The sequence below is a fragment of the Microbispora sp. CA-102843 genome, assembly GCF_050936215.1.
Lineage (GTDB): Bacteria > Actinomycetota > Actinomycetes > Streptosporangiales > Streptosporangiaceae > Microbispora.
This window is the reverse complement of sequence record NZ_JBNJNF010000001.1, coordinates 8,929,736-8,956,144: the sequence shown is the minus strand read 5'-3', so window position 1 is coordinate 8,956,144 and position 26,409 is coordinate 8,929,736. Positions and strand designations below refer to the sequence as shown.

25 protein-coding genes are annotated in these 26,409 nt (G+C 68.5%); 14 read left to right on the top strand and 11 right to left on the bottom strand.

The genetic code is table 11. The features are described from left to right. Nucleotides 1-123 precede the first annotated feature (123 nt). The 9 genes from ACQEVJ_RS41610 to ACQEVJ_RS41570 all read left to right on the top strand — a co-directional run bounded on the left by ACQEVJ_RS41610 (nucleotide 124) and on the right by ACQEVJ_RS41570 (nucleotide 9,452). On the top strand, nucleotides 124-1,335 hold the full coding sequence (locus tag ACQEVJ_RS41610; RefSeq protein WP_433110442.1) for a class I SAM-dependent methyltransferase: 1,212 nt from the start codon (nucleotides 124-126) through the stop codon (nucleotides 1,333-1,335). Beyond that, complete coding sequence (locus ACQEVJ_RS41605; RefSeq protein WP_433110440.1) at nucleotides 1,284-2,108, top strand: sugar phosphate nucleotidyltransferase; 825 nt, start codon at nucleotides 1,284-1,286, stop codon at nucleotides 2,106-2,108. The genes ACQEVJ_RS41610 and ACQEVJ_RS41605 overlap by 52 nt, the downstream gene beginning before the upstream one ends. After that, entirely contained in the window at nucleotides 2,105-2,755 is a 651-nt protein-coding gene (locus tag ACQEVJ_RS41600; RefSeq protein WP_433110438.1) for a PIG-L deacetylase family protein, read from the top strand. Before ACQEVJ_RS41605 ends, ACQEVJ_RS41600 begins: the two co-directional genes overlap by 4 nt. Then, entirely contained in the window at nucleotides 2,755-3,774 is a 1,020-nt protein-coding gene (locus ACQEVJ_RS41595; RefSeq protein ID WP_433110436.1) for an NAD-dependent epimerase/dehydratase family protein, read from the top strand. Before ACQEVJ_RS41600 ends, ACQEVJ_RS41595 begins: the two co-directional genes overlap by 1 nt. Then, entirely contained in the window at nucleotides 3,771-5,021 is a 1,251-nt protein-coding gene (locus tag ACQEVJ_RS41590) for a DUF4910 domain-containing protein (protein WP_433110434.1), read from the top strand. The genes ACQEVJ_RS41595 and ACQEVJ_RS41590 overlap by 4 nt, the downstream gene beginning before the upstream one ends. A 5-nt stretch (nucleotides 5,022-5,026) precedes the next feature. Continuing rightward, the gene (locus ACQEVJ_RS41585; RefSeq protein ID WP_433110432.1) at nucleotides 5,027-6,013 is read left to right on the top strand and encodes a hypothetical protein; all 987 of its coding nucleotides are present in this window, start codon (nucleotides 5,027-5,029) and stop codon (nucleotides 6,011-6,013) included. A gap of 10 nt (nucleotides 6,014-6,023) precedes the next feature. Next, entirely contained in the window at nucleotides 6,024-7,514 is a 1,491-nt protein-coding gene (locus tag ACQEVJ_RS41580) for an oligosaccharide flippase family protein (protein ID WP_433110430.1), read from the top strand. A gap of 15 nt (nucleotides 7,515-7,529) precedes the next feature. Further along, the gene (locus ACQEVJ_RS41575; protein ID WP_433110428.1) at nucleotides 7,530-8,405 is read left to right on the top strand and encodes a glycosyltransferase; all 876 of its coding nucleotides are present in this window, start codon (nucleotides 7,530-7,532) and stop codon (nucleotides 8,403-8,405) included. A gap of 150 nt (nucleotides 8,406-8,555) precedes the next feature. After that, nucleotides 8,556-9,452 (top strand): hypothetical protein, encoded by an 897-nt coding sequence (locus ACQEVJ_RS41570; protein ID WP_433110427.1) that lies wholly within the window; start codon nucleotides 8,556-8,558, stop codon nucleotides 9,450-9,452. Here ACQEVJ_RS41570 and ACQEVJ_RS41565 read toward each other — a convergent pair. Then, a complete protein-coding gene (locus tag ACQEVJ_RS41565) occupies nucleotides 9,438-10,613 on the bottom strand; it encodes an acyltransferase family protein (RefSeq protein ID WP_433110425.1) in 1,176 nt (391 codons plus the stop codon). The genes ACQEVJ_RS41570 and ACQEVJ_RS41565 overlap by 15 nt on opposite strands. A gap of 332 nt (nucleotides 10,614-10,945) precedes the next feature. Here ACQEVJ_RS41565 and ACQEVJ_RS41560 point away from each other — a divergent pair, with 332 nt between their 5' ends. Continuing rightward, nucleotides 10,946-11,839, top strand: a complete 894-nt coding sequence (locus ACQEVJ_RS41560; protein WP_433110424.1) for a hypothetical protein — start codon at nucleotides 10,946-10,948, stop codon at nucleotides 11,837-11,839. A 27-nt stretch (nucleotides 11,840-11,866) separates the two neighbouring features. On the opposite strand, the gene ACQEVJ_RS41555 is transcribed toward ACQEVJ_RS41560, so the two are convergent. Next, entirely contained in the window at nucleotides 11,867-12,742 is an 876-nt protein-coding gene (locus tag ACQEVJ_RS41555) for a DUF6492 family protein (RefSeq protein WP_433110422.1), read from the bottom strand. 142 nt (nucleotides 12,743-12,884) lie between these two features. Here ACQEVJ_RS41555 and ACQEVJ_RS41550 point away from each other — a divergent pair, with 142 nt between their 5' ends. Together ACQEVJ_RS41550 and ACQEVJ_RS41545 are read left to right on the top strand one after the other, a co-directional pair. Further along, nucleotides 12,885-13,589 (top strand): hypothetical protein, encoded by a 705-nt coding sequence (locus ACQEVJ_RS41550; RefSeq protein WP_433110420.1) that lies wholly within the window; start codon nucleotides 12,885-12,887, stop codon nucleotides 13,587-13,589. Then, a complete protein-coding gene (locus ACQEVJ_RS41545) occupies nucleotides 13,589-14,974 on the top strand; it encodes an O-antigen ligase family protein (RefSeq protein ID WP_433110418.1) in 1,386 nt (461 codons plus the stop codon). Before ACQEVJ_RS41550 ends, ACQEVJ_RS41545 begins: the two co-directional genes overlap by 1 nt. Here the strand turns inward: ACQEVJ_RS41545 and ACQEVJ_RS41540 are convergent. The 6 genes from ACQEVJ_RS41540 to ACQEVJ_RS41515 form a co-directional block, all read right to left on the bottom strand. Next, a complete protein-coding gene (locus ACQEVJ_RS41540; RefSeq protein WP_433110416.1) occupies nucleotides 14,937-15,821 on the bottom strand; it encodes a hypothetical protein in 885 nt (294 codons plus the stop codon). The two genes, ACQEVJ_RS41545 and ACQEVJ_RS41540, sit on opposite strands and share 38 nt — an antisense overlap. Beyond that, complete coding sequence (locus ACQEVJ_RS41535) at nucleotides 15,818-16,366, bottom strand: dTDP-4-dehydrorhamnose 3,5-epimerase family protein (protein WP_433110414.1); 549 nt, start codon at nucleotides 16,364-16,366, stop codon at nucleotides 15,818-15,820. The genes ACQEVJ_RS41540 and ACQEVJ_RS41535 overlap by 4 nt, the downstream gene beginning before the upstream one ends. A gap of 10 nt (nucleotides 16,367-16,376) precedes the next feature. Further along, the gene (locus tag ACQEVJ_RS41530; protein WP_433110412.1) at nucleotides 16,377-17,213 is read right to left on the bottom strand and encodes a glycosyltransferase family 2 protein; all 837 of its coding nucleotides are present in this window, start codon (nucleotides 17,211-17,213) and stop codon (nucleotides 16,377-16,379) included. Next, the gene (locus ACQEVJ_RS41525; protein ID WP_433110410.1) at nucleotides 17,210-18,391 is read right to left on the bottom strand and encodes a glycosyltransferase family 4 protein; all 1,182 of its coding nucleotides are present in this window, start codon (nucleotides 18,389-18,391) and stop codon (nucleotides 17,210-17,212) included. Before ACQEVJ_RS41525 ends, ACQEVJ_RS41530 begins: the two co-directional genes overlap by 4 nt. After that, nucleotides 18,381-19,697, bottom strand: a complete 1,317-nt coding sequence (locus tag ACQEVJ_RS41520; RefSeq protein ID WP_433110408.1) for a nucleotide sugar dehydrogenase — start codon at nucleotides 19,695-19,697, stop codon at nucleotides 18,381-18,383. Before ACQEVJ_RS41520 ends, ACQEVJ_RS41525 begins: the two co-directional genes overlap by 11 nt. Nucleotides 19,698-19,808: 111 nt before the next feature. Beyond that, on the bottom strand, nucleotides 19,809-20,720 hold the full coding sequence (locus ACQEVJ_RS41515; protein ID WP_433110406.1) for a glycosyltransferase family 2 protein: 912 nt from the start codon (nucleotides 20,718-20,720) through the stop codon (nucleotides 19,809-19,811). 152 nt (nucleotides 20,721-20,872) lie between these two features. Here ACQEVJ_RS41515 and ACQEVJ_RS41510 point away from each other — a divergent pair, with 152 nt between their 5' ends. Then, a complete protein-coding gene (locus tag ACQEVJ_RS41510) occupies nucleotides 20,873-21,682 on the top strand; it encodes a 2OG-Fe(II) oxygenase (protein ID WP_433110404.1) in 810 nt (269 codons plus the stop codon). 3 nt (nucleotides 21,683-21,685) lie between these two features. On the opposite strand, the gene ACQEVJ_RS41505 is transcribed toward ACQEVJ_RS41510, so the two are convergent. From ACQEVJ_RS41505 to ACQEVJ_RS41495, 3 genes are all read right to left on the bottom strand, one after another. Then, complete coding sequence (locus tag ACQEVJ_RS41505; protein ID WP_433110402.1) at nucleotides 21,686-22,582, bottom strand: NAD-dependent epimerase/dehydratase family protein; 897 nt, start codon at nucleotides 22,580-22,582, stop codon at nucleotides 21,686-21,688. A gap of 117 nt (nucleotides 22,583-22,699) precedes the next feature. Further along, nucleotides 22,700-23,785, bottom strand: a complete 1,086-nt coding sequence (locus ACQEVJ_RS41500) for a 2-oxoacid:ferredoxin oxidoreductase subunit beta (RefSeq protein WP_433110400.1) — start codon at nucleotides 23,783-23,785, stop codon at nucleotides 22,700-22,702. Beyond that, entirely contained in the window at nucleotides 23,778-25,625 is a 1,848-nt protein-coding gene (locus ACQEVJ_RS41495) for a 2-oxoacid:acceptor oxidoreductase subunit alpha (protein ID WP_433106365.1), read from the bottom strand. The genes ACQEVJ_RS41500 and ACQEVJ_RS41495 overlap by 8 nt, the downstream gene beginning before the upstream one ends. 370 nt (nucleotides 25,626-25,995) lie before the next feature. Between ACQEVJ_RS41495 and ACQEVJ_RS41490 the strand changes: the two genes are divergently transcribed. Further along, on the top strand, nucleotides 25,996-26,367 hold the full coding sequence (locus tag ACQEVJ_RS41490) for an NADH-quinone oxidoreductase subunit A (protein ID WP_433110398.1): 372 nt from the start codon (nucleotides 25,996-25,998) through the stop codon (nucleotides 26,365-26,367). Nucleotides 26,368-26,409 lie beyond the last annotated feature (42 nt).

The following is a 26,409-nucleotide window of genomic DNA, read 5'->3' as shown; positions in this document are numbered from 1 at the left end:
GTAACGCAGGCCACGAATGAGCCGAATTACCGCTGGTGGGTCGAGGGCGAGGGGAGCAAACCAGATCTGTATCTGACGCGTCTTTGAAGGGCCTACCTCAGTCGATCGACCGATTCGGGGAGCATGATGACAAAGTGTCGGCTGTGCGGCTCGCCCAGCCTCGCGGGTGTGGTCGACCTGGGAGCGACGCCGCCCTGCGAGCTGTTTCTCAGCGCCGAGGGACTGACGGCGCCCGAGGTCACCTATCCGCTGCATCTCCAGGTGTGCACCGGCTGCTGGCTCGCCCAGATCCCGCCCCTCATCACACCCGAGGAGACCTTCACCGAGTACGCCTACTTCTCGTCGTACTCCACGTCATGGGTGGAGCACGCGCGAGGTTTCGTCGCCGGCGCGATGGAACGTATCAATCCCTCTTTCGTCGTCGAGGTCGCCAGCAACGACGGGTACCTGCTGGGCCACGTGGTCGAACGGGGAGTGCGGTGCCTGGGCATCGAGCCGTCGGCCAACGTGGGGCAGGCGGCGCGCGACAAGGGCGTGCCCACCCTGACCGCGTTCCTCACGCCTGAGACGGGCGCCGCAGTCCGGGCCGAGCACGGTCCCGCCGACCTGGTGGTGGCCAACAACGTCTACGCGCACATCCCCGACATCGTCGGGTTCACCAAGGGACTGCGCGCTCTGGTGGCCGACGACGGCTGGGTCTCGATCGAGGTACAGCACCTGCTCACCCTCATCGAGCTGAACCAGTACGACACCATCTACCACGAGCACTTCCAGTACTACACGGTCGCGTCCGCCCAGCGGGCGCTGGCCGCCGGCGGGCTCACCCTCGTCGACGTCGAGCTGCTTCCCACGCATGGAGGATCCGTCCGGTTGTGGGCACGCCCCTCGGGCCGGCCGGGCCCCCGGGTGGCGGACGTCATGGCCATGGAGAAGGCCGCGGGACTGCTCGAACTGTCCGGTTACACCCAGTTCGCCGACCGGGTGGCGCGCGTCAGGCGCGACCTGCTGCGCTTCCTGATCGACGCCGCCGACGCAGGCAGGACGGTCGTCGGGTACGGCGCGCCGGGCAAGGGCAACACGCTGCTGAACCACTGCGGCATCCGGCCCGACCTGCTGGCCTACACCGTCGACAGGAACCCCTACAAGCACGGCAAGTTCACTCCGGGCGCCAGGATCCCCATCCTGCCCCCGGAGCGGATCGCCGCAGACCGCCCGGACTACGTCTTGGTTCTGCCGTGGAACCTGCGGGCCGAGCTCACCGAGCAGCTGTCCTATGTCCACGAATGGGGAGGAAAGCTGGTCTTCCCCATCCCAACCTTGGAGTTCGTCTCGTGAAGGTCGTGCTTTTCTGCGGCGGGTACGGCACGCGGATGCGCAGCGGCACCCCCGGTGACGTCCCTAAGCCGATGCAACTCGTGGGTCCCCGTCCGCTCATCTGGCATGTGATGCGCTACTACGCCCATTTTGGACATACGGAGTTCATCCTGTGTCTCGGCTTCGGCGCTCACCACATCAAGGAATTCTTCCTGAATTATCAGGAAACGACTTCGAACGACTTCGTCTTACGCGGCGGCCGGGTCGAGCTGCTGTCGACGGACATCTCCGACTGGTCTATCTCTTTCGTGACCACGGGCATCGACTCACCAATCGGGGAGCGGCTGCGCCGGGTCCGGGATCATCTCGACGGCGACGAGATGTTCCTGGCCAACTACGCCGACGTGCTCAGCGATGCCCCGTTGCCGGAGATCATCGAGCGGTTCGAGCGCGCTGACGCCGGGGCGTCCATGATGGTGGTGCCACCCGCCGAGACGTTCCACTGCATCGACATGGGCGAGGACGGCAAGGTCGGCGGCATCACCCCGGTCAGTCAGATGCCGCTGTGGGTCAACGGCGGCTACTTCGTCCTGCGGCAGGAGATCTTCGACCACATCCCGGAGAACGGCGACCTGGTGGGCGACGGCTGCGTGCAGTTGGCCAAAAGAGGTCGGCTGCTCGCCTACCCCTATCGCGGATATTGGCGGCCGACCGACACTGTCAAGGAGCGCCTCGCCCTGGATGACGCGTACTCCCGCGGAAACCGCCCGTGGGCGCTGTGGGAGCGCCAGTGATCGGCCTGCGCACGGCCTCGTCCGTTACCAGGATCGTCGCGCTGGGTGCGCACTGCGACGACCTTCCGATCGGCGCCGGCGGCAGCTTGCTGACCCTCTGCTCCGCCCATCCCGGCATCCGGGTCGACGCTCTGGTGCTGTCGGGCGGCGGCACGGAACGGGAGGACGAGGAGCGTGCCGCCCTCGCCGCCTTCTGCCCGGGAGCGGACGTGCGGCTCAGGGTCCTGAAGCTGCCCGACGGCCGGCTGCCCGCGCACTGGGAGGAGGCCAAGGCGGCCGTGGAGGAGCTGCGGGCGGAGACCGACCCCGATCTGATCTTCGCGCCATGGACCGGTGACGCTCATCAGGACCATCGGGGCCTGGCCAGGCTGGTCCCGACGGCCTTCCGCGATCACCTCGTGCTCGGCTACGAGATCGTCAAGTGGGACGGAGACCTCGGCAGGCCCTCTGTGTATCAGCCGCTCGGCGAGGAGATCGCGGAGGCCAAGGTGAGCCTGCTCCAGCGGCACTACGCTTCCCAACGACATCGATCATGGTATGACCGGGAGGCCTTCCTCGGGCTGGCGCGCATCCGCGGCATCGAGTGCCAGTCCCGTTACGCGGAGGCCTTCCACGTGAACAAGCTCACTCTTCGACTGGAGAACTGATGCGGGTACTGCTGACCGGGCATGTGGGCTACCTCGGGAGCGTGATGGCCCCCGTTCTGGCCGAGGCGGGACACGAGGTGGTCGGCCTCGACTCGGGGCTGTTCGCCGAGTGCGTGCTCGGCCCGCTCCCGCGGGACCCCGAGGGTCTGGCGGTGGATCTGCGCGACGTGCGACCGGAGCACCTCGTGGGCTTCGACGCGGTGATCCACCTCGCCGCCCTCTCGAACGACCCGCTCGGCGCGCTCGCACCCGAGCTGACCTACGACATCAACCATCACGCCTCGACCCGCCTGGCACGGCTGGCCAAGGACGCCGGTGTCCGCCGGTTCCTGTACGCGTCGACCTGTTCGGTGTACGGCGCGTCGGGCGGCGACGACCTGCTCACGGAGGACGCGCCGCTGCGGCCGGTGACGCCCTACGCGGAGTCGAAGGTGCGGGTGGAGGAGGACCTGGTCGGGCTGGCGGACCCGGACTTCACGCCGGTGTTCCTGCGCAACGCCACCGCCTTCGGGTTCTCACCCCGGCTCAGGATGGACATCGTGCTCAACAACCTGGTCGGGCACGCCTTCCTGACGGGGGAGGTGCGCGTGCTGTCAGACGGCACGCCGTGGCGGCCGCTCGTCCACGTGGCCGACATCGCCGACGCGTTCGCCGCCGCCCTCGTCGCCCCACGCGAGGCGGTGCACGCGAAGGCGTTCAACGTCGGCACCGAGCTGAACAACGTGACCGTCGCCGACATCGCGCAGCACGTGATCGAGGTGGTCCCGGGCTCCACGCTGGTGATAACCGGCGAAACCGGCGCCGATCCTCGTTCCTACCGCGTCGACTTCTCCAGGATCAGGGCCGCGCTGCCCGGCTACGCCGCCCGGTGGACGGTCAAGGACGGCGCCGTCGAGCTGTACGACGCCTACCAGGCGCACGGGCTGACCGCCGAGGACTTCGCCGAGCGCTTCACCCGGCTCGCGTGGCTGTCCGGGCGGAGGGCGGCCGGCACGATCGACGAGACGCTCCGGCCGTGACCGGCGAGGAGATGCACGCCCTCGTGGCGCGGCTGTATCCGCTGTGCAGGAGCATCACCGGCGACGGGGTGCGGGAGACGCTGCGCGTCGTCGGCGAGCACCTGCCGCTCCAGGTCTCGGAGGTGCCCACCGGGACGCAGGTGCTCGACTGGACGATCCCGAACGAGTGGAACATCCGCGACGCCTACATCAAGGATCCGGCGGGCCGTCGCGTCGTCGACTTCGCGGACTCCAACCTCCATGTGGTGGGCTACAGCGTGCCGGTGTCCGCCACCCTCACCCTCGAGGAACTCCGTCCCCACCTGCACACCCTGCCGGATCAGCCGGACCTGATCCCGTACCGGACGAGCTACTTCGCCGAGACCTGGGGCTTCTGCCTCAGGGCGAGCACGCTGGCGGAACTGGGGGAGGGGCCCTACGAGGTGCTGATCGACTCCACCCTGGAGCCGGGTCACCTCACCTACGCCGAGCACGTGATCCCGGGACGCGTGCAGGACGAAGTGATCATCTCCACCCACGTGTGCCACCCGTCGCTGGCCAACGACAACCTCGCCGGCATCGCCGTGGCGGTCGCCCTCGCCCAGCGGATCAGCGACCCCTGGTACACATACCGGTTCATCATGGCGCCCGGCACCATCGGGGCGATCACCTGGCTGGCGCGTAACCGGGTGGAACGTGTGAAGCACGGTCTCACCCTGGCCTGCGCGGGAGACCGGGGGCCACTCACGTACAAGCGCAGCAGGCGCGGGGACGCCGAGATCGACCAGGTGATGTCCCATGTGCTGCGCGGCAGACGACACGAGATCGTCGACTTCACTCCTTACGGTTACGACGAGCGCCAGTACTGCTCGCCCGGGTTCAACCTCGGCGTCGGGTCGCTGACCCGGACGCCGTACGCCGGTTACCCGGAGTACCACACCTCAGGCGACGATCCCGGCTTCGTCGCACCCGAGGCCATGGAGGAGACGCTGGAGGTGCTCTGGGAGGCCGTCGAGATCCTGGAGCACAACCGCAGATACCTCAACACCAGCCCGTACGGCGAGCCGCAGCTGGGCCGGCGCGGTCTGTACGGCTCCATCGGCGGCCGAAGTGACACGAAACAGGCGCAGATGGCGATGTTGTGGGTGCTCAATCTGTCAGACGGTGATCACAGCCTCCTGGACATCGCGGAACGGTCCAGGCTGCCGTTCTCCGCTGTAGCCGCCGCCGCGGGGTCGTTGCGTGCCGCGGGATTACTGAAGGAGTAGAGGGAATGGTGCAAGCGCTCAGCCTGCGGGCCGGGGACCTCGTGGAGGTCCTCAGCGAGGAGGAGATCCTCGCCACTTTGGACGAACGCGGAGAGCTCGACGGGCTGCCTTTCATGCCGGAGATGCTCCAGTTCTGTGGGAAGCGCATGGTGGTCAAGAAGGTGGCGCACAAGCTCTGCGACACCATGACCCAGACCGGTATGCGCCGGATGGACGACGCCGTGTACCTCGAAGGAGGCAGATGCGACGGGTCCGCGCATGGCGGGTGCCAGACCTTCTGCTCGATCTATTGGAAGACCGCCTGGCTGAAGAAGGCCTCCGGCGCTTCCGCCGAACCGCGGGTTTCGCCGGGCACCCTGCTGCCGCTGCTGGTGGAGAACGCGCGCAAGGAGCCGGGGCCGGAGGGCGAGGAGCGGTTCTCGTGCCAGGCGACCGAGCTGCTGCGTGCGGCGCCCGTTTGCCTGCCGTTCCGTGACGGCGGCCAGTACGTCGCCGACGTCAGGACCGGCAACGCGACCGTTTGGGAAACCCTGCGCACAATATTCTTCGGACTTTTCGACCGCTATCAGAACTTCAGCAGGCGCCGCCTGCCGCGTTGGCTGCGGATAAGGCAGGGGCTCACCTGGGGTTGGGTCGGTCCGGGACCCAACACGAGAACTCCGACGGGGATTCTTGATCTTCAGCCGGGCGAAATGGTGCGCATCAAGTCCAGGGCGGAGATCGTCGCCACCCTCGGCTCCGACCGGAAGAACCGCGGTCTGGGCTTCGAGGAGGAGATGGCGCACTGGTGTGGCAAGACGGCCAGAGTCCTGGCGCGGGTGGAGCGTTGCCTGGACGAGAAGACCGGCCGGATGTTGCAAATGAAGAACCCTTGCATCCTTCTGGAGGGCGTCGTCTGCAAAGGCCTGTACAAATCAAACTGTCCGCGCGAGTTCGCGCCGTTCTGGCGCGAGATCTGGCTCGAACGGATTGCCGAGGCGGGAATAGCGTAAGGGGTCCGCTGTGGAGCAGGAAGACGCCACCGTGACGGAGGCCCAGGCCGACCCGCGGAGCATCGGCGAGAAAGCCGGCCGCGGGTTCGGGTGGAGCCTGCTCGGCAACCTCGTGATGAAGGCGGGGTCCTTCGTCATGGGTCTGATCCTCGCCAGGTTGCTGTCGCCCGCGGACTTCGGCGTCTACGCGGTCGCCTTGGCCGCGACCTCCTTCGTGATGGTGGTCAAGGACCTGGGCATCATGGCGGCGACCATCCAGTGGCGAGGCTCGCTGGAGGAGATGTCGCCCACGGCGACCCTGCTCAACCTGTTCTCCGCCACGGCCCTGTACGGGGCCTTCTGGGTGGCCGCGCCCTTCTACGCCTCGCACGCCGGGAGTCCCGAGGCCACGCCCGTCGTCCGGCTCCTCACAGCGGTCATCCTGGTCGAGGCCGTCACGGCGGTCAGGAGCGCGGCGCTGCTGCGGCGGTTCCAGCAAGCGCAGAACAGCATGGCGATCCTGGCGGGGTTCGCCGTCAACGCCGCCGTCGCGATCGTGCTGGCCGCCGAGGAGGCCGGGCCGTACAGCTTCGCCTGGGGGCAGGTCGCGCAGGCGGTGGTCACCGGCGTCATCGTGCTGCGGGTCGCACGCATGCCGTTCAGGATCGGGTTCGACCGCGCCATCGCCGGCAGGCTGCTGCGCTTCGGCATCCCGTCGGCGGCCGGCATCGGCCTGGAAGTCGCGCTGCTCAACGTCGGCTACATCATCGTGGGCGACATCATGGGCACCCAACCGCTCGGCTACTACCTGCTGGCTTTCAACGTGTCGAGCTGGGTGCCCGGGCTGATCGGAACGGCGATTCGCACCGTGTCCATCGCGGGTTTCTCCCGGCTGGCGGAGCAGGAAGCCGACTCCCTTTCCCGGGGCGTCCAGAAGTCGGTGCCTCTGTTGTATTCCGGCGTGTTACCCCTGGCGATCGTCATGGGGCTGCTGGCGCACCCGCTCGTGGCCTTTCTCTACGGGGCGAAGTGGGACCAGGCGGCCGGCGTCCTGCGCTTCCTCGCTGTGGTGATGGTGGTGCGGATGCTGACGTCCTTCGCACTGGACATCCTCAACGGCCAGGGCGCCACCACGCTGACCGTCTGGATCAACGTCGGATACGGCCTGGCTCTGGTGCCCGCCGTGATCGTCGGCACGCACATGGAGGGAATCCGGGGCGCGGCCGCGGGCCAGGCGGCCGCCTCGCTGCTCGTCGCCCTGCCCCTGGCCGTCCTCGGGCTGCGCGCGGCCGGTGTGCGCGTGGCGCCCATCGCACCCGCTCTCCTGCGGCCGAGCCTCGGCGGCCTCGTGTCGGGCGCCGCCGTGCTCGGCATGCTGTCCGTACTGGACGACGCGCCCCCCTGGGTCACGTTGGGCCTGGGGGCCGCCGTGGGCTTGGTCGTTTACGTTTTGATCGTCGTTCCGGCCGACCGGCTGCGCGCCCTGCCTCAGGCGGTCCTGCGGCCCCGTCCGACATCCTGATCTGGAGTGGCAAGAATGCTGGTCTCCATTGGACTTCCCGTACGCAACGGAGCCGACCGGATGGGCGACGCCGTCCGGTCCGCGCTGAAGCAGGACCACGCCGACATCGAGCTGGTGATCTCCGACAACGCGTCGACGGACCACACGGAGGAGTACTGCAGGGAGCTGGCGAGGGCGGACAGCCGCGTCGTCTACCACCGCCAGCCGGCGAACGTGGGCGTCGTCGGCAACTTCGACGCGGTCCTGCGGCTGTCCCAGGGCACGTACTTCCGCTGGATGGGTGACGACGACCTGCTGGAGCCCAACTGCGTGTCGCGCCCGCTCGAGGTCTTCGCCGAGGACGAGCGGCTCGTCCTGGTCACCTCGGAGACCCTCTACACCGGCCCGGACGGCGCGGCGATGAAGCCGCCGCCCTACGATGGCACGCGGCTGCTGTCCGACGATCCCATCGACCGGTTCACCGAGATGATGGTCGTGCACACGCAGGAGCACATGCTGCTGGACCCGTTGTACGGGCTGATGCGGCGTGAGGCCGTCGCACGCGTCCCCAGGCCCGTCATGCTGCGCGAGGACGAGGTCTTCGCCGTGATGCTGGCGCTGGCGGGTCCCTGGGGCCACGTCCCCGAGATCCTGGCGCACCGGGGGCTCCGCTTCCGCAGGCTGCCCGAGATCGCCCGGGCGCTGGGCGTTCCGGGGTGGACCGTGCACTTCGCCACCACACTGCAGTTCGCCGCCGTGGTGCGGCACCTGCGCACCCTCGACCTGACCCCGGAGCAGCGCAGGCGCGCCTGGGAGGTGGTGGCCCGGACGTACGCCCGCCGGCAGCGCCAGACTCTGAGCCATCGAACCCGCAAGGCGGCGCGCCTGGCGCTCGCCACAGTTCGTCGCTGATCGCACGCCGCGATCTCTCCTATTCCGTCATGGATTCGGTGACATGTCGGTAACGGCCAAATCCGTTGTAACGGTGGTGCCGAAATCGGCGAGTAACTGACGACGGAGCGTCCCGGGGCAGGGACGTGGAAAGCAGAGAGACGGCATGCTATGACCTCGATTTTCTTCAACCATGAGGTCGACGACGACCGGCGCCGACAGATGATCTTCCAGGGCGACCTTTTCGTGTATTCGGCCACACCGGCGTCGGCGGAGCTTGTGGAGTTCGCCCGCGAGCTCATCGAGAAGGCTTTCGGGACGCTTGATCCCGAGCTGGCGCAGTACGAGATGCCGGTGGAGCGATTCGCCGCGCTATTGGCGGACCTCAAGCCGCGCTTCATTCATCACGAACGCTGCAAGAAGTTGCTTCCGCGGGTGTTGGAAGAGGCCGGCTGCTCGGTGTGGGACACGTATTTCGACGTGCCGCGGATGCGGACCTCCACCTCCGACGAGTATCTGACGTCAGGAATTTCCTATGCATACCACCCGCATCGGGACTGCTGGTATTCGGCTCCCTTCAGTCAGGTCAACTGGTGGATGCCGATCTATCCGGTCGTCCCCGAGAACGTGATGGCCTTCCACACCCGGTATTTCGACCAGCCGGTCGGGAACGGCAGCGACCGGTACGACTACGCCGACTGGACGGCCGTCGAACGTCCGAGCGCCGCCACGCACATCTACAGCGACACCCGCCGGCAGCCCAAGCCGGAGCAGACGATCGAACTGGAGCCGCAGGTCCGCGTCATCCCCGAACCCGGAGGCTTCGTGATGTTCTCCGGCGCGCACCTGCACTCGACCGTCCCCAACACCTCCGGCCGTACGCGCTTCAGCATCGACTTCCGTACGGTCGACATCCACGACGTCCGAGCTCGCCGGGGGGCGCCCAACGTCGACGCCCTGTGCGTGGGCACGACGCTGCGGGACTTCCGGCGCTGCACCGATCTGGAGCAGGTCCCCGAGGAACTGGCCCTGGAGTACGAGGCGGAGGCCCTGTCACGGCGTGGCTGACCTCTCCGGCTCGTACGGTGGAGCCGCCGTGGAGGTCCTGCGGCGCGACGGCCGCAGCCTCTCACCGATCGCCGCGCGCAGTGCCCCCCAACTGCGGTGCCGCTGGAAGGGCAGCTCGAAGACGGCGGCGAAGCCCCATGCCACCAGCAGGCTGGCGGGCACGGCGAGCGCGATCATGGTGAGGAAGGCCGGCATGCCCTTCGGGACGTGCGGCGCCACCACCAGTTCATGCAACGTCACGACCAACGGCGCGTGCGTCAGGTAGAGGCTGTAGGAGAACGATCCGAGGGACCGAACGGGACGGGTGTCGAGGAACGTGACCAGCGGCGCGGGCCTGCCCGCGGCCAGCGCCGCCAGGAAGAGGCCCACCGCGGGCCCGAGGGCGAGGTCCACCCAGAAGTAGTGGTTCACCGTCCACACCGAGCCCTGCACCACGATCAGTGCCACAACCGGCACCGCGGCCACGGCTGCCGCCCACGGTGCCGGGGCGCGCCAGTGTCCGCCCACCACCCCCGCCGCGACGGCGCCGAAGGCGAACAGCGCCGCGAACTGTGGGGTGAACCGGTCCAGCAGGGCCACGGCCGGCACCACGGGAGACAGCGCTCCGACGGCGACCACGAGCGCCGTGACCGCGCCCGTCATGACGGCCGCGCCGAAGCGCCTGATCACCAGGAGGAGCAGCGGGAAGACCACGTACAACTGAGCCTCGATGGCGATCGACCAGAAGGCCCCGTTCGGGCTCGGCGAGCCGAAAACGTCCTGGATGAGCAGCCCGTACAGCACGACGCTCTTGGCCGTCGGAGGGCCGGCGTCCGTCTGCGGGACGACGGTCCACGCGACGATCAGACTGTAGACCAGGGCCATCCAGTACGGCGGCAGGATGCGCCAGGCCCGCCGGTGGCCGAACCTGGCCAGCCCGCCGAGCCGCCATTCATGGCGCGACGGTCCGACGGCGAGTGAGAAGCCGGACAGGACAATGAAGACGACAACCGCGAAGTGTCCATAAAGGAGCCAACCTGCCCACATGGGGCCGTTGTCGGAGGGAAAGCCGGGAAACGACGTCAGCCAGCAGTGGTGGAGCACGACGAAGAGCGCGGCGAGCCCTCTGATCCCGTCGAGGCCGGCAAGCCGGGAGTGCCCCTGTAATGGGGGTGTCGCCATAAGTCGTCCTCCTGACGTCGGCCCGGCCCACGATGGTCTATCGGAGGGGACGCTCGTCGTGTAACGCTGTAGCTCAAAGGAAGACCCATCGAGCAATCGTCACGCATCAGGGTTGTCGTGTAACGATCTGTCCGCGGGCGGCGATGGAGATGTGGGGCCGCCCGGCGCCCGGGTGCGCCATGAGGGCGGGGGACGCGTATATGGAGTTATGGAAGATCCTCAGCAGCCTACTCACGCGCAAGGCCGTAGGGCCGCCGTTGATTCTGTTGTCACTGCTGGTCGCGGTGGGAACGTTCTTTTTCGTCCCGGCGAGGTACCAATCCAGCGCCCTGATGGTCCTGACCACGTCGGCCAGGGGTGCCACGATCGACCCGAGCAAGACCTTCGGCCTGCAGAACCCGTTACTGGGCTTCAGCGACGGGCTGAAAACGACGGCCACCATTCTCATCCAGGCGATAAACACCCCCGAGATGCGGCACGACGTCGGCGCGCCCAAGGACGGGCCGGTCGCGCTCACGGTCGACGACGGCCGTACCGACCCCGACCTGTTGGACATCAGCGGGCCCTACATCTACGTGTCGGTCGTCGCGCCCACCGCCGACCAGGCGCGCAAGACCGTCGCCGCGGTCCAGGCGCGGGTGCGCAAGGAGCTCAACGACCGGCAGGTCGCGCTGGACGCGCCCAAGTCCACGTTCGTCTCGCTCAACGACGTGGTCCCGCTTTCCCAGCCGGAGCGGGTGACGAGCGTCCAGTGGAAGACGGCGGGCAGCGCTCTCGCCGTGTCGCTGCTCGTCTGCTTCGGCATCGCCTACGCCGTGGCGAGGCGTAAGCGCGTGACGCGGATCGCGGCGGGCGACGGCCGTTTCGAACGGATGTCCGGCTGGAGCGAGGACCCCGACGTGCTCGGCGCGGCGACGGTCCAGTGGCGGATCCCCGCCCCCAAGCAGGATCAGGCGCGCATCGGATCGCCTGTGACGCCTGTCGCGCCGCCCGGCACGGCGGTCGCCGACGCCTCCTCGTCCGCCTCGTTCGCGCAGAGCGACCCGCCGCCGGCCGTCGACGATCCCACACCCGCGAACGGCACCTCCGTGACCGACGCCGACGACGACTCCGACCAGACCATGGTCATCATCATGGATCCGATCTTCACGGCGGACAGCGCTGTGGGCGGGCGGCCTTCGGAGAACGGCTCCTCCGGGCGATCACCCGGAAAACGCGGCGGCTGACCCCGCGCCGCGAACCGGCACACCGGGTCAGCGCGACGCGGCCACCTCGGCGCACCGCCGTGCGGCGGCTTCCCGGACCTCCGCCGACGTGTGCGAGTGCGATGAGATCATCATGCCGATTGCGTCCGGGCCGATGCGGTCGGCGAACGCCATCGCGGCCTCGTGATCCATGGGCGTCCTGATATAGGCGCTGTGGCAGATCTCGGGGCTGGTGGCGGGCCGCTGCTCCTCGCCGAGGGACTCGTCGGCGTACACGCCGTAGACGATGAACTCGGAGACGTGCAGTTGGGAGGTGAAAGCGTCGGCCCAGGGCAGGCCGGTGACCTCGCTGATGCGCGCCTGCATGGCCCGCACCCGCGCGGGGTCCCAGAAGACCAGCGCGTCGACGTAGTCGTTCAGCGGAGGCGGCGGCGCGGCCGGGAGCCCGAGCAGTTCGTGGGCGACCCGGTGCCAGATGACGTGCCGCTCCATTCCCGCGTGGACCGCGCCCTCCTTCCTGAACAGCGTGAGCCGGCCATGCGCGGAGAAGTCGCCGACTTCGACCGGGCGGACGAACACCACGTCGGAGTCGGCGAGCAGCACCGTGTCCGCCTCCACCATGCCGGCGGCGGCGATTTTGGCCGCCTGCTGCATGACCCAGCCGCGCACCGGCGGCCACGGGCGCCGCATATTGACCCACACCCCGCCGGGCATCCGGACATAGCGGCGGGGGAGCAATTCGGAATGCGTCCAAATGCGGCAGCGCGGTCCGGCGAATTGCGTGAAGTGCGATTTGTGCGCCCAGGGCACGATGACGTGATGGACCGTGTCCTCGGAAGTGAACTGGAGAAACGAGCGGTGCAGGGCCGCGAAGAAGTCCAGGTCCGGCTTCCAGGTCGGGGTGATGACGGCCAGCTCTGGCATCGATCGTGACCTCCGGATCGAAGACGTCTATAGCGGCTGGTCAGACTTATCACGCGTTGCCGTAACAAAACCAGGGGCTCCGTGCGATAGTCAGTAGGACCGCACGGGGAGGGATCGGATGGACTTGTGGGGGACAGTCCTCGTGCTGTTCCGGAGATGGTACGTGGTGCTGCCCACCTTCGTCCTGTGTATCGGCGCGACGCTTTTCGTCTACACCCGGATCCCCGTGACCTACACCTCCCAGGGCATCATGCTGATCACGATCCCCACCACCGGGGCGAGCGTGCCCGACGATCCCGAACTGGTCAACCCCCGCTCCAATCCTCTGGTCACCTTCGACTACGGGCTCAACATGACCGCGTCGCTGCTGATTCAGGCGCTCGGCGCGCCGGAGATGGGAGAACGGCTCGGCGTGCCGCGGGGCGGCGACGTCGGTTACAAGGTCACCAACGGGAGCACCAACCCCGAACTGATGATGAGCGGTCCGTTCGTCTTCGTTGAGGCCGAGGCGCCGGACCCGGCAACGGCCACGGCACTGGTCGCCAAGGTGATGGCACAGGCCGATGTCGAACTGGCCCGCCGCCAGAAGGCCGTGGGGGCGCCGCCGAAGACGTTCCTCACCATCACGCACGTCGTCGAGCCCACGACTCCTGAGGCGAAGAAGGGCAGCAGGAGCCGCGCCGCCGCCGCGGCCGCCGCCCTGGGCCTCATGGGCAGCCTCACGGCCGCCTTCGCCGTCGAAAGCTTCGTCGTCCATCGTCGCGCCCGCGGAAGGCGGACGCAGGGCCCGGAAAGGCGCCTGAACGTGCCGGCCCAGTCGGCGCCCAAGGCGGAGCAGACGGTGTGATGGCCGTCTCCACCGCCGGGGAGACGACGGCACTCGGACCACGACGTCTCCCCGAGGGTTTCCAGGCGGCCGACAGCGCGACGCTGGCAGTCGTGGCGATCGTGGCGCTGCTGTGCGTCCCCGCCCGCATGATCCTGCGCGGACTGCCTCTGTCGGTGACGCCGGCGGACGTGGTGGGCCTGGCACTGGGGCTGTTCTGGCTGTTCGCCCAGTCCACCACCACGCTGGGCGCTGCCAAGGGCCGCAACCCCGCCCGCACCGGGCTGTTCCTCTACCTCGCCGCCAGCCTGGCCGTCTACGGGCACGCCGCCTTCGGCTACCTCGAGAAGGACGAACTCAACCTGATGGACCACGCCCTGGTGGTGCTGGTCGGCGGGATCGGCCTGGGCCTCGCGGTATGCGACGGCATAGCCAACAGGCGACGGCTCGATCTGGTGATGCGGGGGTTGGTCGTCGCCGGTGTCGTGGTGTCCGTCGTCGGCGGGTTCCAATCCATCCTGGAGTTCGACCTCACCGCCTACATGGCGCTGCCCTTCCTGCAGGCCAACGGCGTGGAGGGCATCACCAACGTCCTCGCCAGAGACGACCTGAACCGGGTCGCGGCCACCCTCGGACACCCCATCGAGTTCGCCGTGGTCTCGGCCATGATCCTGCCTGTCGCCGTGCACTACGCCGTGCACGCACGCGACCGCGGCAGTTCGCCGCTGCGCTGGTGGTTCTGCACCGCCATGATCGCCATGGGACTGGTCTACTCGGTCTCGCGCACAGGCGTGATCGCGGTCGCGACGGCCGGCGTCGTCCTGATGGCGGGTTGGCCGGCGCGGCGCCGCCTCCGGGCCCTCGGCGTGGTGTTCGGGTTTCTGGTGGTCGTCCAGATCGTCATGCCGGGCGTGCTCGGCACGTTCTACCGGCTGTTCGCCGGCTTCGGCTCCGACGACAGCATCCGGTACCGCGTGCACGACTACCCCAACGCGCTGGAGGAGTTTCTCCGCCATCCGTGGCTGGGCCGCGGCCTGGCCACCTGGTACGCGCCCAAACACCAGGTCTTCGACAACCAGTACCTGCTGACGCTGGTGGAGTCGGGAATCGTCGGCGTGCTGGCGTTCCTTGTGCTGGTGGGGACGGGAGTCTACGCCGCCCAGCGAGCCAGGCACCTCACCTCGGACCCGGTGCTGCGGGACCTCGCCCTGTCCATGACGGCGCCGCTGCTGGTCCCACTGGTCTGTTCGATCACGTTCGACCAGCTCTCCTACCCGGCGGCGACGGGCCTGATGTTCCTCCAGATCGGTGCGGCGGGAGCCCTGCTTCGCGTCGTGCGACAGGAGAACGCGGTGGCGGGGAAGAGCCTCAGCCCACGCACTCCAGAGGTCCGACCGTACTCGTGACGGAGTAGTCGTCATCGATGGTGACCAGCCTGTTACCCGTCCAGGTCGTCTTCGAGCAGTCGGTGTCGGAGGGGCCGTAGTCCCACGATTTGTTCACCACGGCGTTGTCGCGTACGACGGCGCCGGACGCGGCTCTGACTCTGATGGTGTAGGTGCCGCCGATGAGCAGGTTGTTGGTGACCTGGACGCCGGTGTTGGGGTCGACGAGGAAGACCGGTGCGGTGTGCTGGGGTGCGTAGCGCTGGTCGACGGTGTTGTGGTCGAAGACGAGGGTGTGGCCGGCGCCGACGGTCTGGATGCCGTCGGAGTGGTCGCCGGGGCGTGAGCAGAGCATGACGTAGGAGTCGCGGATGACGACGTTGTCGCCGGAGACGCTGAAGCCGTCGCTGTGGTTGCGGACGTGGACGCGGGTGGCGGTGAACTGGGCGCTCCAGATTCCGACGCTCTGGTTGCAGCCGCTTTCCGGGCCGACGGTGGAGTCGCTGATGGTGAAGGGGTAGATCTTGCCGTCGTAGTCGTTCTTCGCATCGCCGTCGATCTGGCTGTTGCGTACGGTCACGTTCTGGGCGGTGATCAAAAGCGTGCCGGGGATGTGCACCCCGTCCAGCACCGTCCCGTCCTGAGTTACGCGGTAGGCGCCGTAGAAATTCGGATGGAGTGTCTTCAGCCGGACGCCTTTGGGTACGCCGGTGCAGGCCGGGGTGGGATAGCCGGGGCATTTGGCGGCCTGGGAGGTAGGGGTGGCGGTGTGGGACGGCTGGGCCGGCGGGGTGCTCTGCGGAGACGCCGGGGTACAGGCCGCCACCAGCAGCGCGAGAGGGGCGGCCCTCAGGAGTAGCGATCTCATCGCGGTAGACGTTCCCGAAGATCGGCCCACGTACCCGCCGACCGGTCCCGGGCGCTGATCGCGCTGACCGGCAACGGCCAGTCGATCTTCAAGTCGGGGTCGTCGTAGCGCACGGCGAGATCCTCGGCCGGGTCGTGCTCCCGGTCGATTCGGTAGCAGACGTCGGTCTGCTCGGTGAGCGCCTGGAAGCCGTGCAGGAACCCCGGCGGGACGTACAGGGTGTGGAACGACTCGTCGTCCAGCCGTACGGTCAGATGCTCGCCGAACGTCTGGGAGCCGGGCCGGGCGTCCACGAGCACGTCGAGTATCGCCCCGCGTGCGCAGCGGACCAGCTTGGCCTCACCTCGCCCCGACCTGCCGTGCAGGCCGCGTACCGTCCCCTGGCGGGAGCGGGACTGGCTGTCCTGGATGAAGGAGTTCGGATCGAGTCCGTGTTCGGCGGCGAGCCGGGCGTCGAAGGTCCGGGTGAACAGTCCGCGGTCGTCCCGATGAGGCGTGGGGACGAACAGCAGCACCCCCCCAAGCCTGGTGGGCTCCACGTGCATGTGCTTCCCTTCACCTACTGGTTGTGTCGGTCGCCCAGGTGATCGAGGTCGCGCGTGCCGACTCTCGCCGGGTCAGCGCGCGGTCGGCGAGCAGGACGGCCAGGTAGCAGGCGGCGTCCAGAGGGCTCACGGACCGGGACGCGACCAGTGTCGCGAGTGCGCGAGGTCCGAGCCTTCCCTCTGGCGCGGGCAGACCCAGCCTCGCCAGCTCGCGGTTGCCCAGCCGGACGCGTACGCGCCGGCGCAGGTGCGCCCTGACCGTCCGCGCCGGCCTCACCACCGATCGCGCCTCGTGCACGACAACGCGCTCGTGCGGGCCGAAGCTACGGTGTACCAGCTCGTCGTCGGCCACCACGTCGGGAAGAGGGAACACCCGCGCGTGCCCGGCCCTGCTCAGCGCGTAGACGCCGACGCCCGCCAGCGCCCGCCGCGGCTTCAGCAACTGCTCGTGCACGTGGTGGACCCGCCGGGCCGTACGGCTGGTGCCCGACAGGTCCCACACCGGGACAGGCGCGGCGGCCAGTGCGCCGGAATCCTCCAGCGCGGCCGTCAGGGCTCTTGCGGACTCGGCGTCCAGCAGCACGTCGGCGTCCAGATAGATGCGCGGGAACACCGAGCACGCCGCGTCGCCCAGGCGCAGCGCGTTCGCCTTGCCCGGCCGCGGCGACTCCACGACCCTTGCCCCGAGTCGCCGCGCGACCCGCGCGGTCCCGTCCGTGCATCCGTTGGGGACGACGACCACGTCCAGCTCGCCCGGCTCGGCTCCGGCCAGCAACGGTTCCAAGCAGCGACCCAGGGTCGACTCCTCGTTGAACGCCGGGATGACGACGCTCGCGATCGGCTTCACCGGGTCCGGGCCGCCTCGTACGCCGCGAGCAGCGACCTCCGCGAGTTCTCCCACGACAGTGGGCCGGCGACCCGCTCTCGCCCGATCGCGCCCATCCGGCGGCGCTCCTCCGGGTCGTCGAGGAGCATGGCGATGAGTTTGGCGAACTCCGACTCGTCGTTCGGCGGCGCGTAGACCGCCGCCTCGCCTGCGGAGACCTTCGCCTCACGGAGGTCGAAGGAGACGATCGGGCGGGCCATGGCCATGTATTCCATGACCTTGTTCATCGTGGAGACGTCGTTGAGCGGGTTGAGCGGGTCGGGTGACAGGCCCACGTCGGCCGTGGAGAGGTAGCGCAGGAGGTCCTCATCGGGGATGCGGCCGGTGAAGTCGACGAGGTCCGACAGGCCGAGGTCGCGGGCGAGCCGGACCATGTCGTCGAACGCGTCTCCCGCGCCGACGAAGGCTGCGTGCCAGTCGGTCCTGTTCTGCTCGTCCCGTAGCTTCGCCAGGGCGCGTAACGCGTAATCCACGCCGTCCTGGGGTCCCATCACGCCGAGGTAGCACAGCAGGTGTGGCTTGCCCTTCTTCAGCTCCGGCTGCGGCGGAACCTCGTGGAACCGTTCGACGGCGGGCGCGCTGCGCACCACGAAGACGTCCTCCGGGCGCTTGCCGCCGCGGGTGAGCGCGACCTCCCGGTAGCTTTCGTTGGTGGCGACGACGACGTCGGCCGCCCGGTAGGTGGCCCGCTCCAGGCGGCACACCAGCCGGTAGAGGAAGTCCTGGCCACGCTGGAACCGTGACAGGTACAGCTCGGGCACCAGATCGTGCTGGTCGAACAGGAACCGGGCACCCCGAGACCTGAGCAGCCTGGCGATCAGGAAGAAAAGGTCCGGCGGGTTGCAGGCGTGGATGACGTCGATCGGGCCGAGCCGGCGGGCCAATCGGTAGGTGTGCCAGAGGGCGGAGCCATACTCGCGCAGGTAACCGAGCGGGCCGCCCGTCGCGGCCTTGAGCGGATAGCGGTGGATCTTGATGCCGTCGATCTCGGCGTACGGCTCGGTGTCGCGCTTGCCGCCCTGTGGGCAGATGACGTGCACCTCCCAGCCGGCGTCGCGCAGCGCGAGGCTTTCCTGCCACACGCGCCGGTCGAACGGCACGGACAGGTTCTCCACCAGGATGAGTGCCTTACCAGCCAAGTCCCACGTATCCCGGGTGTCGCCGACGCTCCTCGGCGTCGGGCAGGCGGATGAGATCGACGACGTTCCTGTCTCCAGCGTGGACGAGTGCGTCCAGTACCGCGGGATCGTCGCATCCCACGACGCAGACCTCCGCGTGCGCGAGCACGTCTTCGGCCGAGTTGGACAGCAGCTCGCTCAGGTGCGGTAGCCGGCTTTCAATGTAGTCCCGATTAGCCCCGATAAGGCGGGACATCGAGACATTGGCGTCGTAGATGCGAAGGTCGAAGCCCTTGCCGAGGAGGCGTTCCGCGAGTTCCACCAGGGGGCTCTCCCGCAGGTCGTCGGTCCCCGGCTTGAACGACAGGCCGAACAGCCCGATCCGGCGCTTGCCTGCCGCGGCGACCAGGTCGAAGGCCCTGCGCAGGTGCTCCTCGTTCGACGGCAGCACGTGGGACAGCAGCGGCACCGCGACGTCGGCTCGGTGCGCGGCGTAGACGAGGCCACGCAGGTCCTTGGGGAGACACGAGCCGCCGAAGGCGAAACCGGGGCGCAGGTAGGCGGGGCTGACGTTGAGCTTGGTGTCGGCCAGGAACACGTCCATCACCTGGTGGGAGTCCACCCCGAGAGCGGCGCAGACGGCGCCGAGCTCGTTGGCGAAGGCGATCTTCAAGCCGTGGAACGAGTTGTCGGCGTACTTCGTCATCTCGGCGACGGTGACCGGCACCCGGAACACCTGTCCCGGCAGCCCGCCGTACAGCCTGGCGACCATGTCGCCGCTGGCGGGATCGAGTTCGCCGATGACGGTCTTCGGCGGGTCGAAGAAGTCGCGGACGCTCGTGCCCTCTCGCAGGAACTCCGGATTGACCGCGACGCCGAAGTCGACGCCGGCGGTGCGGCCCGAGGCCTTCTCCAGAATGGGGACGAGCACCGAGGCGGTGGTGCCCGGCAGCATCGTGCTGCGGAACACGACGGTGTGCCAGTCCTGCCGGTCCGCCAGCGCCTCACCGATCTGCTCGGCCACCCGCTCCAGGTAGGCGGTGGACAGGCTGCCGTTGGGCGCGGAGGGAGTGCCGACGCAGACCAGCGACAGCTCGCTCTCCCTGACGGCTTCGACGGCGTCGGTGGTGGCGCGCAGCGCACCGGAGGCGACGACCTCGGCGGTCAGCTCGCCGATCCGCTCCTCGACCACCGGCGCCCGGCCACGCCCGATCAGGTCCACCTTGAGGGGATTGACGTCCACGCCGACGACCTGGTGACCTCGCGCAGCCAGGCAGGCGGCCGAGACGCAGCCGACGTAGCCGAGCCCGAACACGCTGATTCTCACCGGCAGGCCCCCTCGTCACGACAGCATCCCCTCAGTAGTCGCGTGCGTCGCGTCGATCGTTACGGCGTTCGGGTATCGGGCGCCTCTACGGAACCGTTCCGGTCTGGCTCTTCAGTCGGGGAGCGCCTGGATGCGGCGTGAGGGGCGCAGCAGCCACACCACCGCTTCGCGCGCCGCTCGCCGCCCGCGTAGCGCGCGGATGCTCTCGCCGACGACCACGGCAAGGTAGTAGGCCATGGTGGAGACGGGGCCGCGGCGTCTGCGGAACAGCCTGACCTTGTTCACCGTCAACAGCGCGGCCAGCATGGGATTGATCTTGGCATCGCCGCCGATGTGCTCCACCACGGCGGCCGGCTCGTACCACAGGGACCAGCCGTGCTCGGCGGCGCGCAGCGCGTACTCGGTCTCCTCGCTGTACAGGAGGAACGACTCGTCCCACGGCCCCACCTCGGTCAGCGCCTTCACCGACATGAGGAGGGCGGCGCCCGTCGCCCACTCGGCCGGCCCCGGCCGCTCGTAGACGGCGGGGTCGGTGATCACCTCGCCCAGGGCGGCGATGCGCCCGGCCAGCCCTCCGCCGATCAACGCCTCCGCCCACGCCCGCCGTACGCTGGGAGCCCGGCGCAGGGAGGGATGGGTGTGGCCGTCCACGCCCACCAGACGTGGGGCGGTGATGCCGCGGCCCGGTTCGTCCAGTGCCGCGGCGAGCGGCGCCAGGCAGCCCGGCCGCAGGCGGCAGTCGGGGTTCAGGACCATGACAGCGTCGAGCCGCTCCAGGTCCAGGGCGGCCACGCCCGCGTTGAAACCGGCCGCGTACCCGGCGTTCCTGCCGACCTGCACCACGGTCGCCCCGGCTCGCCGGGCGAGATCTGTCGACTCGTCCTTGGAGGCGTTGTCCGCGACGACGATTTCGCGCAGGTCGACGCCCCGTGCTCCGGCCGCCAACGAGTCCAGACATCCTCCGAGGATCTTGGCACTGTTGTAGGTGACGATCACTACAGCGACGCGGGGGGTGCCTGGCATGCCAGCCTCCGAGGCAGGGCTCCGACGGTTGCGACGTTCCGGCCACGCGCATGCTAGCGCCTTGGGCGCCGGCTCTCCCCATGTAACGAGCGGACTTCCCCGCCACGATATGTACACCAGTGGGATCGGCAGGTTCAGAGGGGGTCGGCAGCATGCAAGACGTTCAGGCTTTCACCTTCAGGCGCGAGGAGTTGTTCCCCATCGCCGATCGGCTGGGCGCGGAGTTCCTCGACGCCAAGCCGTTCCGGCACGTGGTCATCGACGATTTCCTGCCGCCCAGTGTGCTGGAGCCCGTCCTGTCCGAGTTCCCCGAGCCTCGCGACGCCAGCTGGCAGCGGTTCGACGACGCCCGTGAGATCAAGCTCGCCCTGGCCGACACGGAGAAGATGGGCCCGGCGACCAGGGCCCTGCTCGCCGAGTTCAACAGCGGTGTGTTCGTGGAGTTCCTGGAGCGGCTGACCGGTATCAAGCACCTGGTGTCCGACCCTCACCTGGAGGGCGGCGGCCTGCACCAGATCCGCCCGGGCGGCTTCCTGAAGGTGCACGCAGACTTCAACAAGAGCCGCAAGCTCAACCTCGACCGGCGGCTGAACGGCCTGCTCTACCTGAACAAGGACTGGGAGGAGAGCTACGGCGGGCACCTGCAGCTGTGGAACCAGGACATGACCGTCTGCGAGCACAAGATCCTGCCCGTCTTCAACAGGTTCGTGCTGTTCGCCACGACGGACGACGCGAATCACGGCCATCCCGATCCGCTGACCTGCCCGGAGGACCGGGCCCGGCGATCCATGGCGCTCTACTACTACACCAACGGCCGTCCCGAAGAAGAGGTCACCGCGGACCACACGACGTTGTTCAAGGAGCGGCCGGGCGAGGCGTGGAAGTTCAACGCCAGGCAGGTCGCCAAGCGCTGGACCCCGCCCGCCATCGTCGAACTGTTCGGCCGCGACAAGGGGAAGTGACCGTCACAGCCGCCGGCCGTACCACTCCAGGGTGCGCCTGAGCCCGTCGTCGACGGGCGTTCCGGCGCGCCATCCCAGCACCTCGGCGGCTTCCTCCACATGGGCGAACCGCTCGACGTCCATGACGCGCTCGGGCCGCGTGCCGAACGGCGGTATCGCCGTGCTGCCGGCCAGTTCATAGAGCCTGCTCACGATCTCGCATACGGCGATGCCGTCGCCCGTGCCGATGTCGAAGACCCGGCCGACCGCCTCCTCCCTCTCGGCGGCGAGCACGAACGCCTCGGCCACATCATCGACGTACACCCAGTCCATGCGTCGCTTGCCTGCCGTCAGCAGCGGCTCCTCGCCTCGCAGCAGGCACAGCGTGACGTAGGGAACCACCTTGGTGGTGTCGGGCTGGCCGGGGCCGTATGCCATGGCGATCCGGAGGACGGTCACCGGGAGATTCCACAGCTGGTGGAACAGCCGCGCGTACCCCGTCGCGGCCCACCGCGCGACGGCGTACGGGGACGAGGTCAGCGTCTCGCCCAGCTCCGATCTGGCCTCCTCGATGGAGCCGGCCATCACGACCCGGGTGCCGGTGCCGCGTGCGGCGTCGAGCAGGTTCACCGATCCCATCACGGTGTTGGTCATCGTGGGCATCAGGGACTCGGCACCGCGCGAGCCGGTCACCTCTCCGGCGAGGTGGAAGATGACGTCCGGCCGGACGGAGCGGACGAGTTCCGCGGTGGCCTCGGCGTCCCTGAGGTCGACGGTGTGCCAGATGAGCGTGTCGTCAGCGACCGCTCGCCTGCTGACGCCGTGTACCTGTGCGCCCAGGGAGGTCAGGTGCAGGGCGAGCCGGGACCCGATGAATCCGGTGGCGCCTGTCACCAGGACACGGCTGCTGTCCCACCTCATGGAGGCCTCCCTGACACATCTCGTGGATCATGCTCTAGCCGAGAAGCCTATTCATGCGGGAGACGCCGTGCGGGATTTCCGTGAGGGGCGGCCGTCGGGAGCCGCCCCTCGGATACGTCAGCCGATGGTCCAGGTGTCTCCGCCGTGGAGCAGGTCGGTGAGGCTGCCGGCGCCCTTGCCGGTCGTGGCCGTCTGGACCTGCTCGTTGAGGAGCTGGTCGTAGGACGGCCGGTCGATGGAGCGGAAGACGCCGATCGGCACGTGCTCGAACGCCGGCTCGTCCAGCCGGGACAGCGCGAACGCCAGGGAGGGGTCCACGTTGTGGGCGTCGTGCACGAGGATCTCGCTGTCGGTCACCTGCGCGCGGGGCACGACCTCGACCCCGCCGGTGGACGACCGCCGTACCGCGCGCTCGTTGTCGCCGGTGCCGAAGACGATCGGCTGCCCGTGTTCGAGCCGGATGGTGATCTCGTCGCGGGTGCCGGGGTCCTTGAGCGTGTCGAAGGCGCCGTCGTTGAAGATGTTGCAGTTCTGGTAGATCTCCACCAGCGAGGCGCCGCGGTGCTCGGCGGCCTGGCGCAGCACACCCTGCAGGTGCTTGCGGTCCGAATCGATGGTCCGAGCGACGAACCCGGCCTCGGCGCCGAGCGCCAGCGAGATCGGGTTGAACGGCTTGTCCAGTGACCCCATGGGCGTCGACTTGGTGATCTTGCCGATCTCGCTGGTGGGGGAGTACTGCCCCTTGGTCAGGCCGTAGATCCTGTTGTTGAACAGCAGGATGTTCAGGTTGACGTTGCGGCGCAGCGCGTGGATCAGGTGGTTGCCGCCGATCGACAGGGCGTCGCCGTCACCGGTGATGACCCACACCGACAGGTCCGGCCGGGAGGCGGCCAGCCCGGTCGCAATCGCCGGGGCGCGCCCGTGGATGGAGTGGAAGCCGTAGGTGTTGAGGTAGTACGGGAAACGCGAGGAGCAGCCGATGCCGGAGACGAACACGATGTTCTCCCGGCGCAGGCCCAGCTCGGGCAGGAAGGACTGCACCGCGGCCAGGATCGCGTAGTCACCGCAGCCGGGGCACCAGCGCACCTCCTGGTCGGACTTGAAGTCCTTCAGCGTCTGCTTGGCGTCGGTCCGGGGGATCAGGGCCAGGCCCTTGCCGTTGAGAGGGGTCCTGCCGGAGGCGGGCAGTTCAGCACTAGTCACTTTCGATCACGTCCTGAATGACGGCGGCGAGCTCGGCGGCCTTGAACGGGAGCCCGCGCACCCGGTTGTAGCTGATCACATCGACCAGGAAGCGGGCCCGCAGCAGCATGGCGAGCTGGCCGAGGTTGATCTCGGGCAGCAGCACCTTGTCGTAGGAGCGCAGCACCTCGCCGGTGTTGGCGGGCAGCGGGTTGAGGTGCCGCAGATGCGCCTGGGCCACCTTGTGCCCGGCCGCGCGCACCCGGCGGGCCGCCGCCGCGATCGGTCCGTAGGTCGAGCCCCAGCCGAGCACCAGCACCCGCGCGTCGCCGTCGGGGTCGTCGACCGTCAGGTCGGGCACGTCGATGCCGTCGATCTTCGCCTGCCGCAGGCGGACCATCCGATCGTGGTTGTCGGGGTCGTAGGAGATGTTCCCGGTGCCGTCGGCCTTCTCGATGCCGCCGATCCGGTGCTCCAACCCCGCCGTGCCCGGCACCGCCCACGGGCGGGCCAGCGTGGCCGGGTCCCGCAGATAAGGCAGGTACGTGGTGCCGTCCTCCCCGTTCGGCTGCGTGGTGAACGCAACGGAGATGTCGGGAAGCTCGTCGATCTCGGGGATGCGCCACGGTTCGGAACCGTTGGCCAGGTAGCCGTCCGACAGCAGCATGACCGGCGTGCGGTAGGCAAGGGCGATCCGCGCCGCCTCGATCGCCATCGTGAAGCAGTCCGACGGGGTGGCCGGGGCCAGCACCGGCACCGGCGACTCGCCGTTACGGCCGTACAACGCCATCAGCAGGTCGGTCTGCTCGGTCTTGGTCGGCATCCCCGTGGAGGGCCCGGCCCGCTGCACGTCCACGACGATCAGCGGAAGCTCCGTGGTCACCGCCAACCCCACGGTCTCGGCCTTGAGCGCGACGCCGGGGCCGGAGGTCGTGGTCACGCCGAGAGACCCGCCGAACGCGGCCCCAAGGGCCGCCCCGACGCCGGCGATCTCGTCTTCGGCCTGGAAGGTGCGGATCCCGAACCGCTTGTGCTTGGACAACTCGTGCAGGATGTCGGAGGCCGGGGTGATCGGATACGACCCGAGGAACAGCGGCAGGCGCGACTGCACCGACGCCGCGATCAGCCCGTACGCCAACGCCTGGTTGCCGGAGATGTTCCGGTAGGTCCCCGGACGCAGCGTGGCCGGCTTGATCTCATAAGAGACCGAGAACGACTCGGTCGTCTCGCCGTAGTTCCAGCCCGCCTGGAACGCCGCGATGTTCGCCTTGGCGATCTCCGGCTTCTTGGCGAACTTGGCCTCCAGGAAACCGATCGTCCCCTCGGTCGGCCGATGGTACAGCCACGACAGCAACCCGAGCGCGAACATGTTCTTGGCCCGCTCGGCGTCCTTCTTGGAGATGTCGTAGCCCTCGAGCGCCTTGACCGTCAGCGAGGTCAGCGGCACCGCGTGCAGGCGCCACTCGGCCAGCGAGTCGTCTTCGAGCGGGTTGCCCGCATAGCCCACCTTGGCCAGGTTGCGCTTGGTGAACTCGTCGATGTTCGCGATGATGTCGGCGCCCTTGGGCAGGTCGCCGAGGTTCGCCTTCAACGCGGCGGGATTCATGGCGACGAGCACGTTGGGCGCGTCGCCGGGAGTCAGGATGTCGTGGTCGGCGAAGTGCAACTGGAAACTCGACACCCCGGGCAGGGTGCCCGCAGGGGCGCGGATCTCCGCCGGGAAGTTGGGGAGCGTCGACAGGTCGTTGCCGAACTGGGCCGTCTCCGCCGTGAACCGATCACCGGTGAGCTGCATTCCATCGCCCGAGTCACCCGCGAACCGGATGATCACGCGGTCGAGTTGCTGAACCTGCTTGGTCACAGCTCCTCAGTCCTCCTTGACGCGCCCAGGGCTGCCTGCTGGTGGCACGTTGTCATATCCATGCTAGATCCATCGGGGTCACGCTGGTTTTTCGTAGATGCGCACTTGAAGTGCCTTCTACCGGGACTTTCCGCACCTGTGGTGCGTTCCCGCTGGTGCCTCGGCCGCCAGGGGGGCGGCGCACCGTCAGCTTCGCGAACCATCCGGGCGACACAGGCCCGACGCGAGCCGGCACAGGTCCAGGTGCAAGCGGGCGACGAGCTTGATTCGGGTCACGATCCTCAACTATATGCGGGGGACCCGGATGTGACCGTCAGGTGTTCAGCCCTTGAGATCGTGCCGGGGTTATTCTCGAGACCTGGGAGGCGGTATGAGTGGATACTTCGGCTCATATGCCATGGTCGTCGTCCTCTTCCTCGTCGGCATGGCGATCTTCGCCGGCGGATTGTTCGTGAACCGGATGTTACGTCCCAACCGGCCGACCCCCGAGAAGCTCACGACGTACGAGTGCGGGGTCGATCCCGTCGGCGAGGGCTGGGCGCAGTCGCAGATCCGCTACTACGTCTTCACGTATCTCTACGTGGTCTTCGCCGTCGACGCCGTGTTCCTCTTCCCCTGGGCCACCGTCTTCGCCGCCCCCGGTTACGGCGTGACGACGCTGGTGGAGATGTTCGTCTTCCTCGGGTTCATCGCGCTCGGCATCCTGTACGCCTGGCGCAAGAGGGTGCTGGGCTGGACGTGACCCGACCGGCTCCGGGGAGGACAATGGACTGCATGGCGGTGA

Excerpts from the sequence above, each read along its gene's own strand:
- ACQEVJ_RS41610 (WP_433110442.1), top strand. The coding sequence starts at position 124 with ATGATGACAAAGTGTCGGCTGTGCGGCTCGCCCAGCCTCGCGGGTGTG.
- ACQEVJ_RS41605 (WP_433110440.1), top strand. The coding sequence starts at position 1,284 with ATGGGGAGGAAAGCTGGTCTTCCCCATCCCAACCTTGGAGTTCGTCTC.
- ACQEVJ_RS41595 (WP_433110436.1), top strand. The coding sequence starts at position 2,755 with ATGCGGGTACTGCTGACCGGGCATGTGGGCTACCTCGGGAGCGTGATG.
- ACQEVJ_RS41585 (WP_433110432.1), top strand. The coding sequence starts at position 5,027 with ATGGTGCAAGCGCTCAGCCTGCGGGCCGGGGACCTCGTGGAGGTCCTC.
- ACQEVJ_RS41575 (WP_433110428.1), top strand. The coding sequence starts at position 7,530 with ATGCTGGTCTCCATTGGACTTCCCGTACGCAACGGAGCCGACCGGATG.
- ACQEVJ_RS41570 (WP_433110427.1), top strand. The coding sequence starts at position 8,556 with ATGACCTCGATTTTCTTCAACCATGAGGTCGACGACGACCGGCGCCGA.
- ACQEVJ_RS41565 (WP_433110425.1), bottom strand. The coding sequence starts at position 10,613 with ATGGCGACACCCCCATTACAGGGGCACTCCCGGCTTGCCGGCCTCGAC.
- ACQEVJ_RS41560 (WP_433110424.1), top strand. The coding sequence starts at position 10,946 with ATGGTCCTGACCACGTCGGCCAGGGGTGCCACGATCGACCCGAGCAAG.
- ACQEVJ_RS41555 (WP_433110422.1), bottom strand. The coding sequence starts at position 12,742 with ATGCCAGAGCTGGCCGTCATCACCCCGACCTGGAAGCCGGACCTGGAC.
- ACQEVJ_RS41545 (WP_433110418.1), top strand. The coding sequence starts at position 13,589 with ATGGCCGTCTCCACCGCCGGGGAGACGACGGCACTCGGACCACGACGT.
- ACQEVJ_RS41540 (WP_433110416.1), bottom strand. The coding sequence starts at position 15,821 with ATGAGATCGCTACTCCTGAGGGCCGCCCCTCTCGCGCTGCTGGTGGCG.
- ACQEVJ_RS41535 (WP_433110414.1), bottom strand. The coding sequence starts at position 16,366 with ATGCACGTGGAGCCCACCAGGCTTGGGGGGGTGCTGCTGTTCGTCCCC.
- ACQEVJ_RS41515 (WP_433110406.1), bottom strand. The coding sequence starts at position 20,720 with ATGCCAGGCACCCCCCGCGTCGCTGTAGTGATCGTCACCTACAACAGT.
- ACQEVJ_RS41510 (WP_433110404.1), top strand. The coding sequence starts at position 20,873 with ATGCAAGACGTTCAGGCTTTCACCTTCAGGCGCGAGGAGTTGTTCCCC.
- ACQEVJ_RS41505 (WP_433110402.1), bottom strand. The coding sequence starts at position 22,582 with ATGAGGTGGGACAGCAGCCGTGTCCTGGTGACAGGCGCCACCGGATTC.
- ACQEVJ_RS41490 (WP_433110398.1), top strand. The coding sequence starts at position 25,996 with ATGAGTGGATACTTCGGCTCATATGCCATGGTCGTCGTCCTCTTCCTC.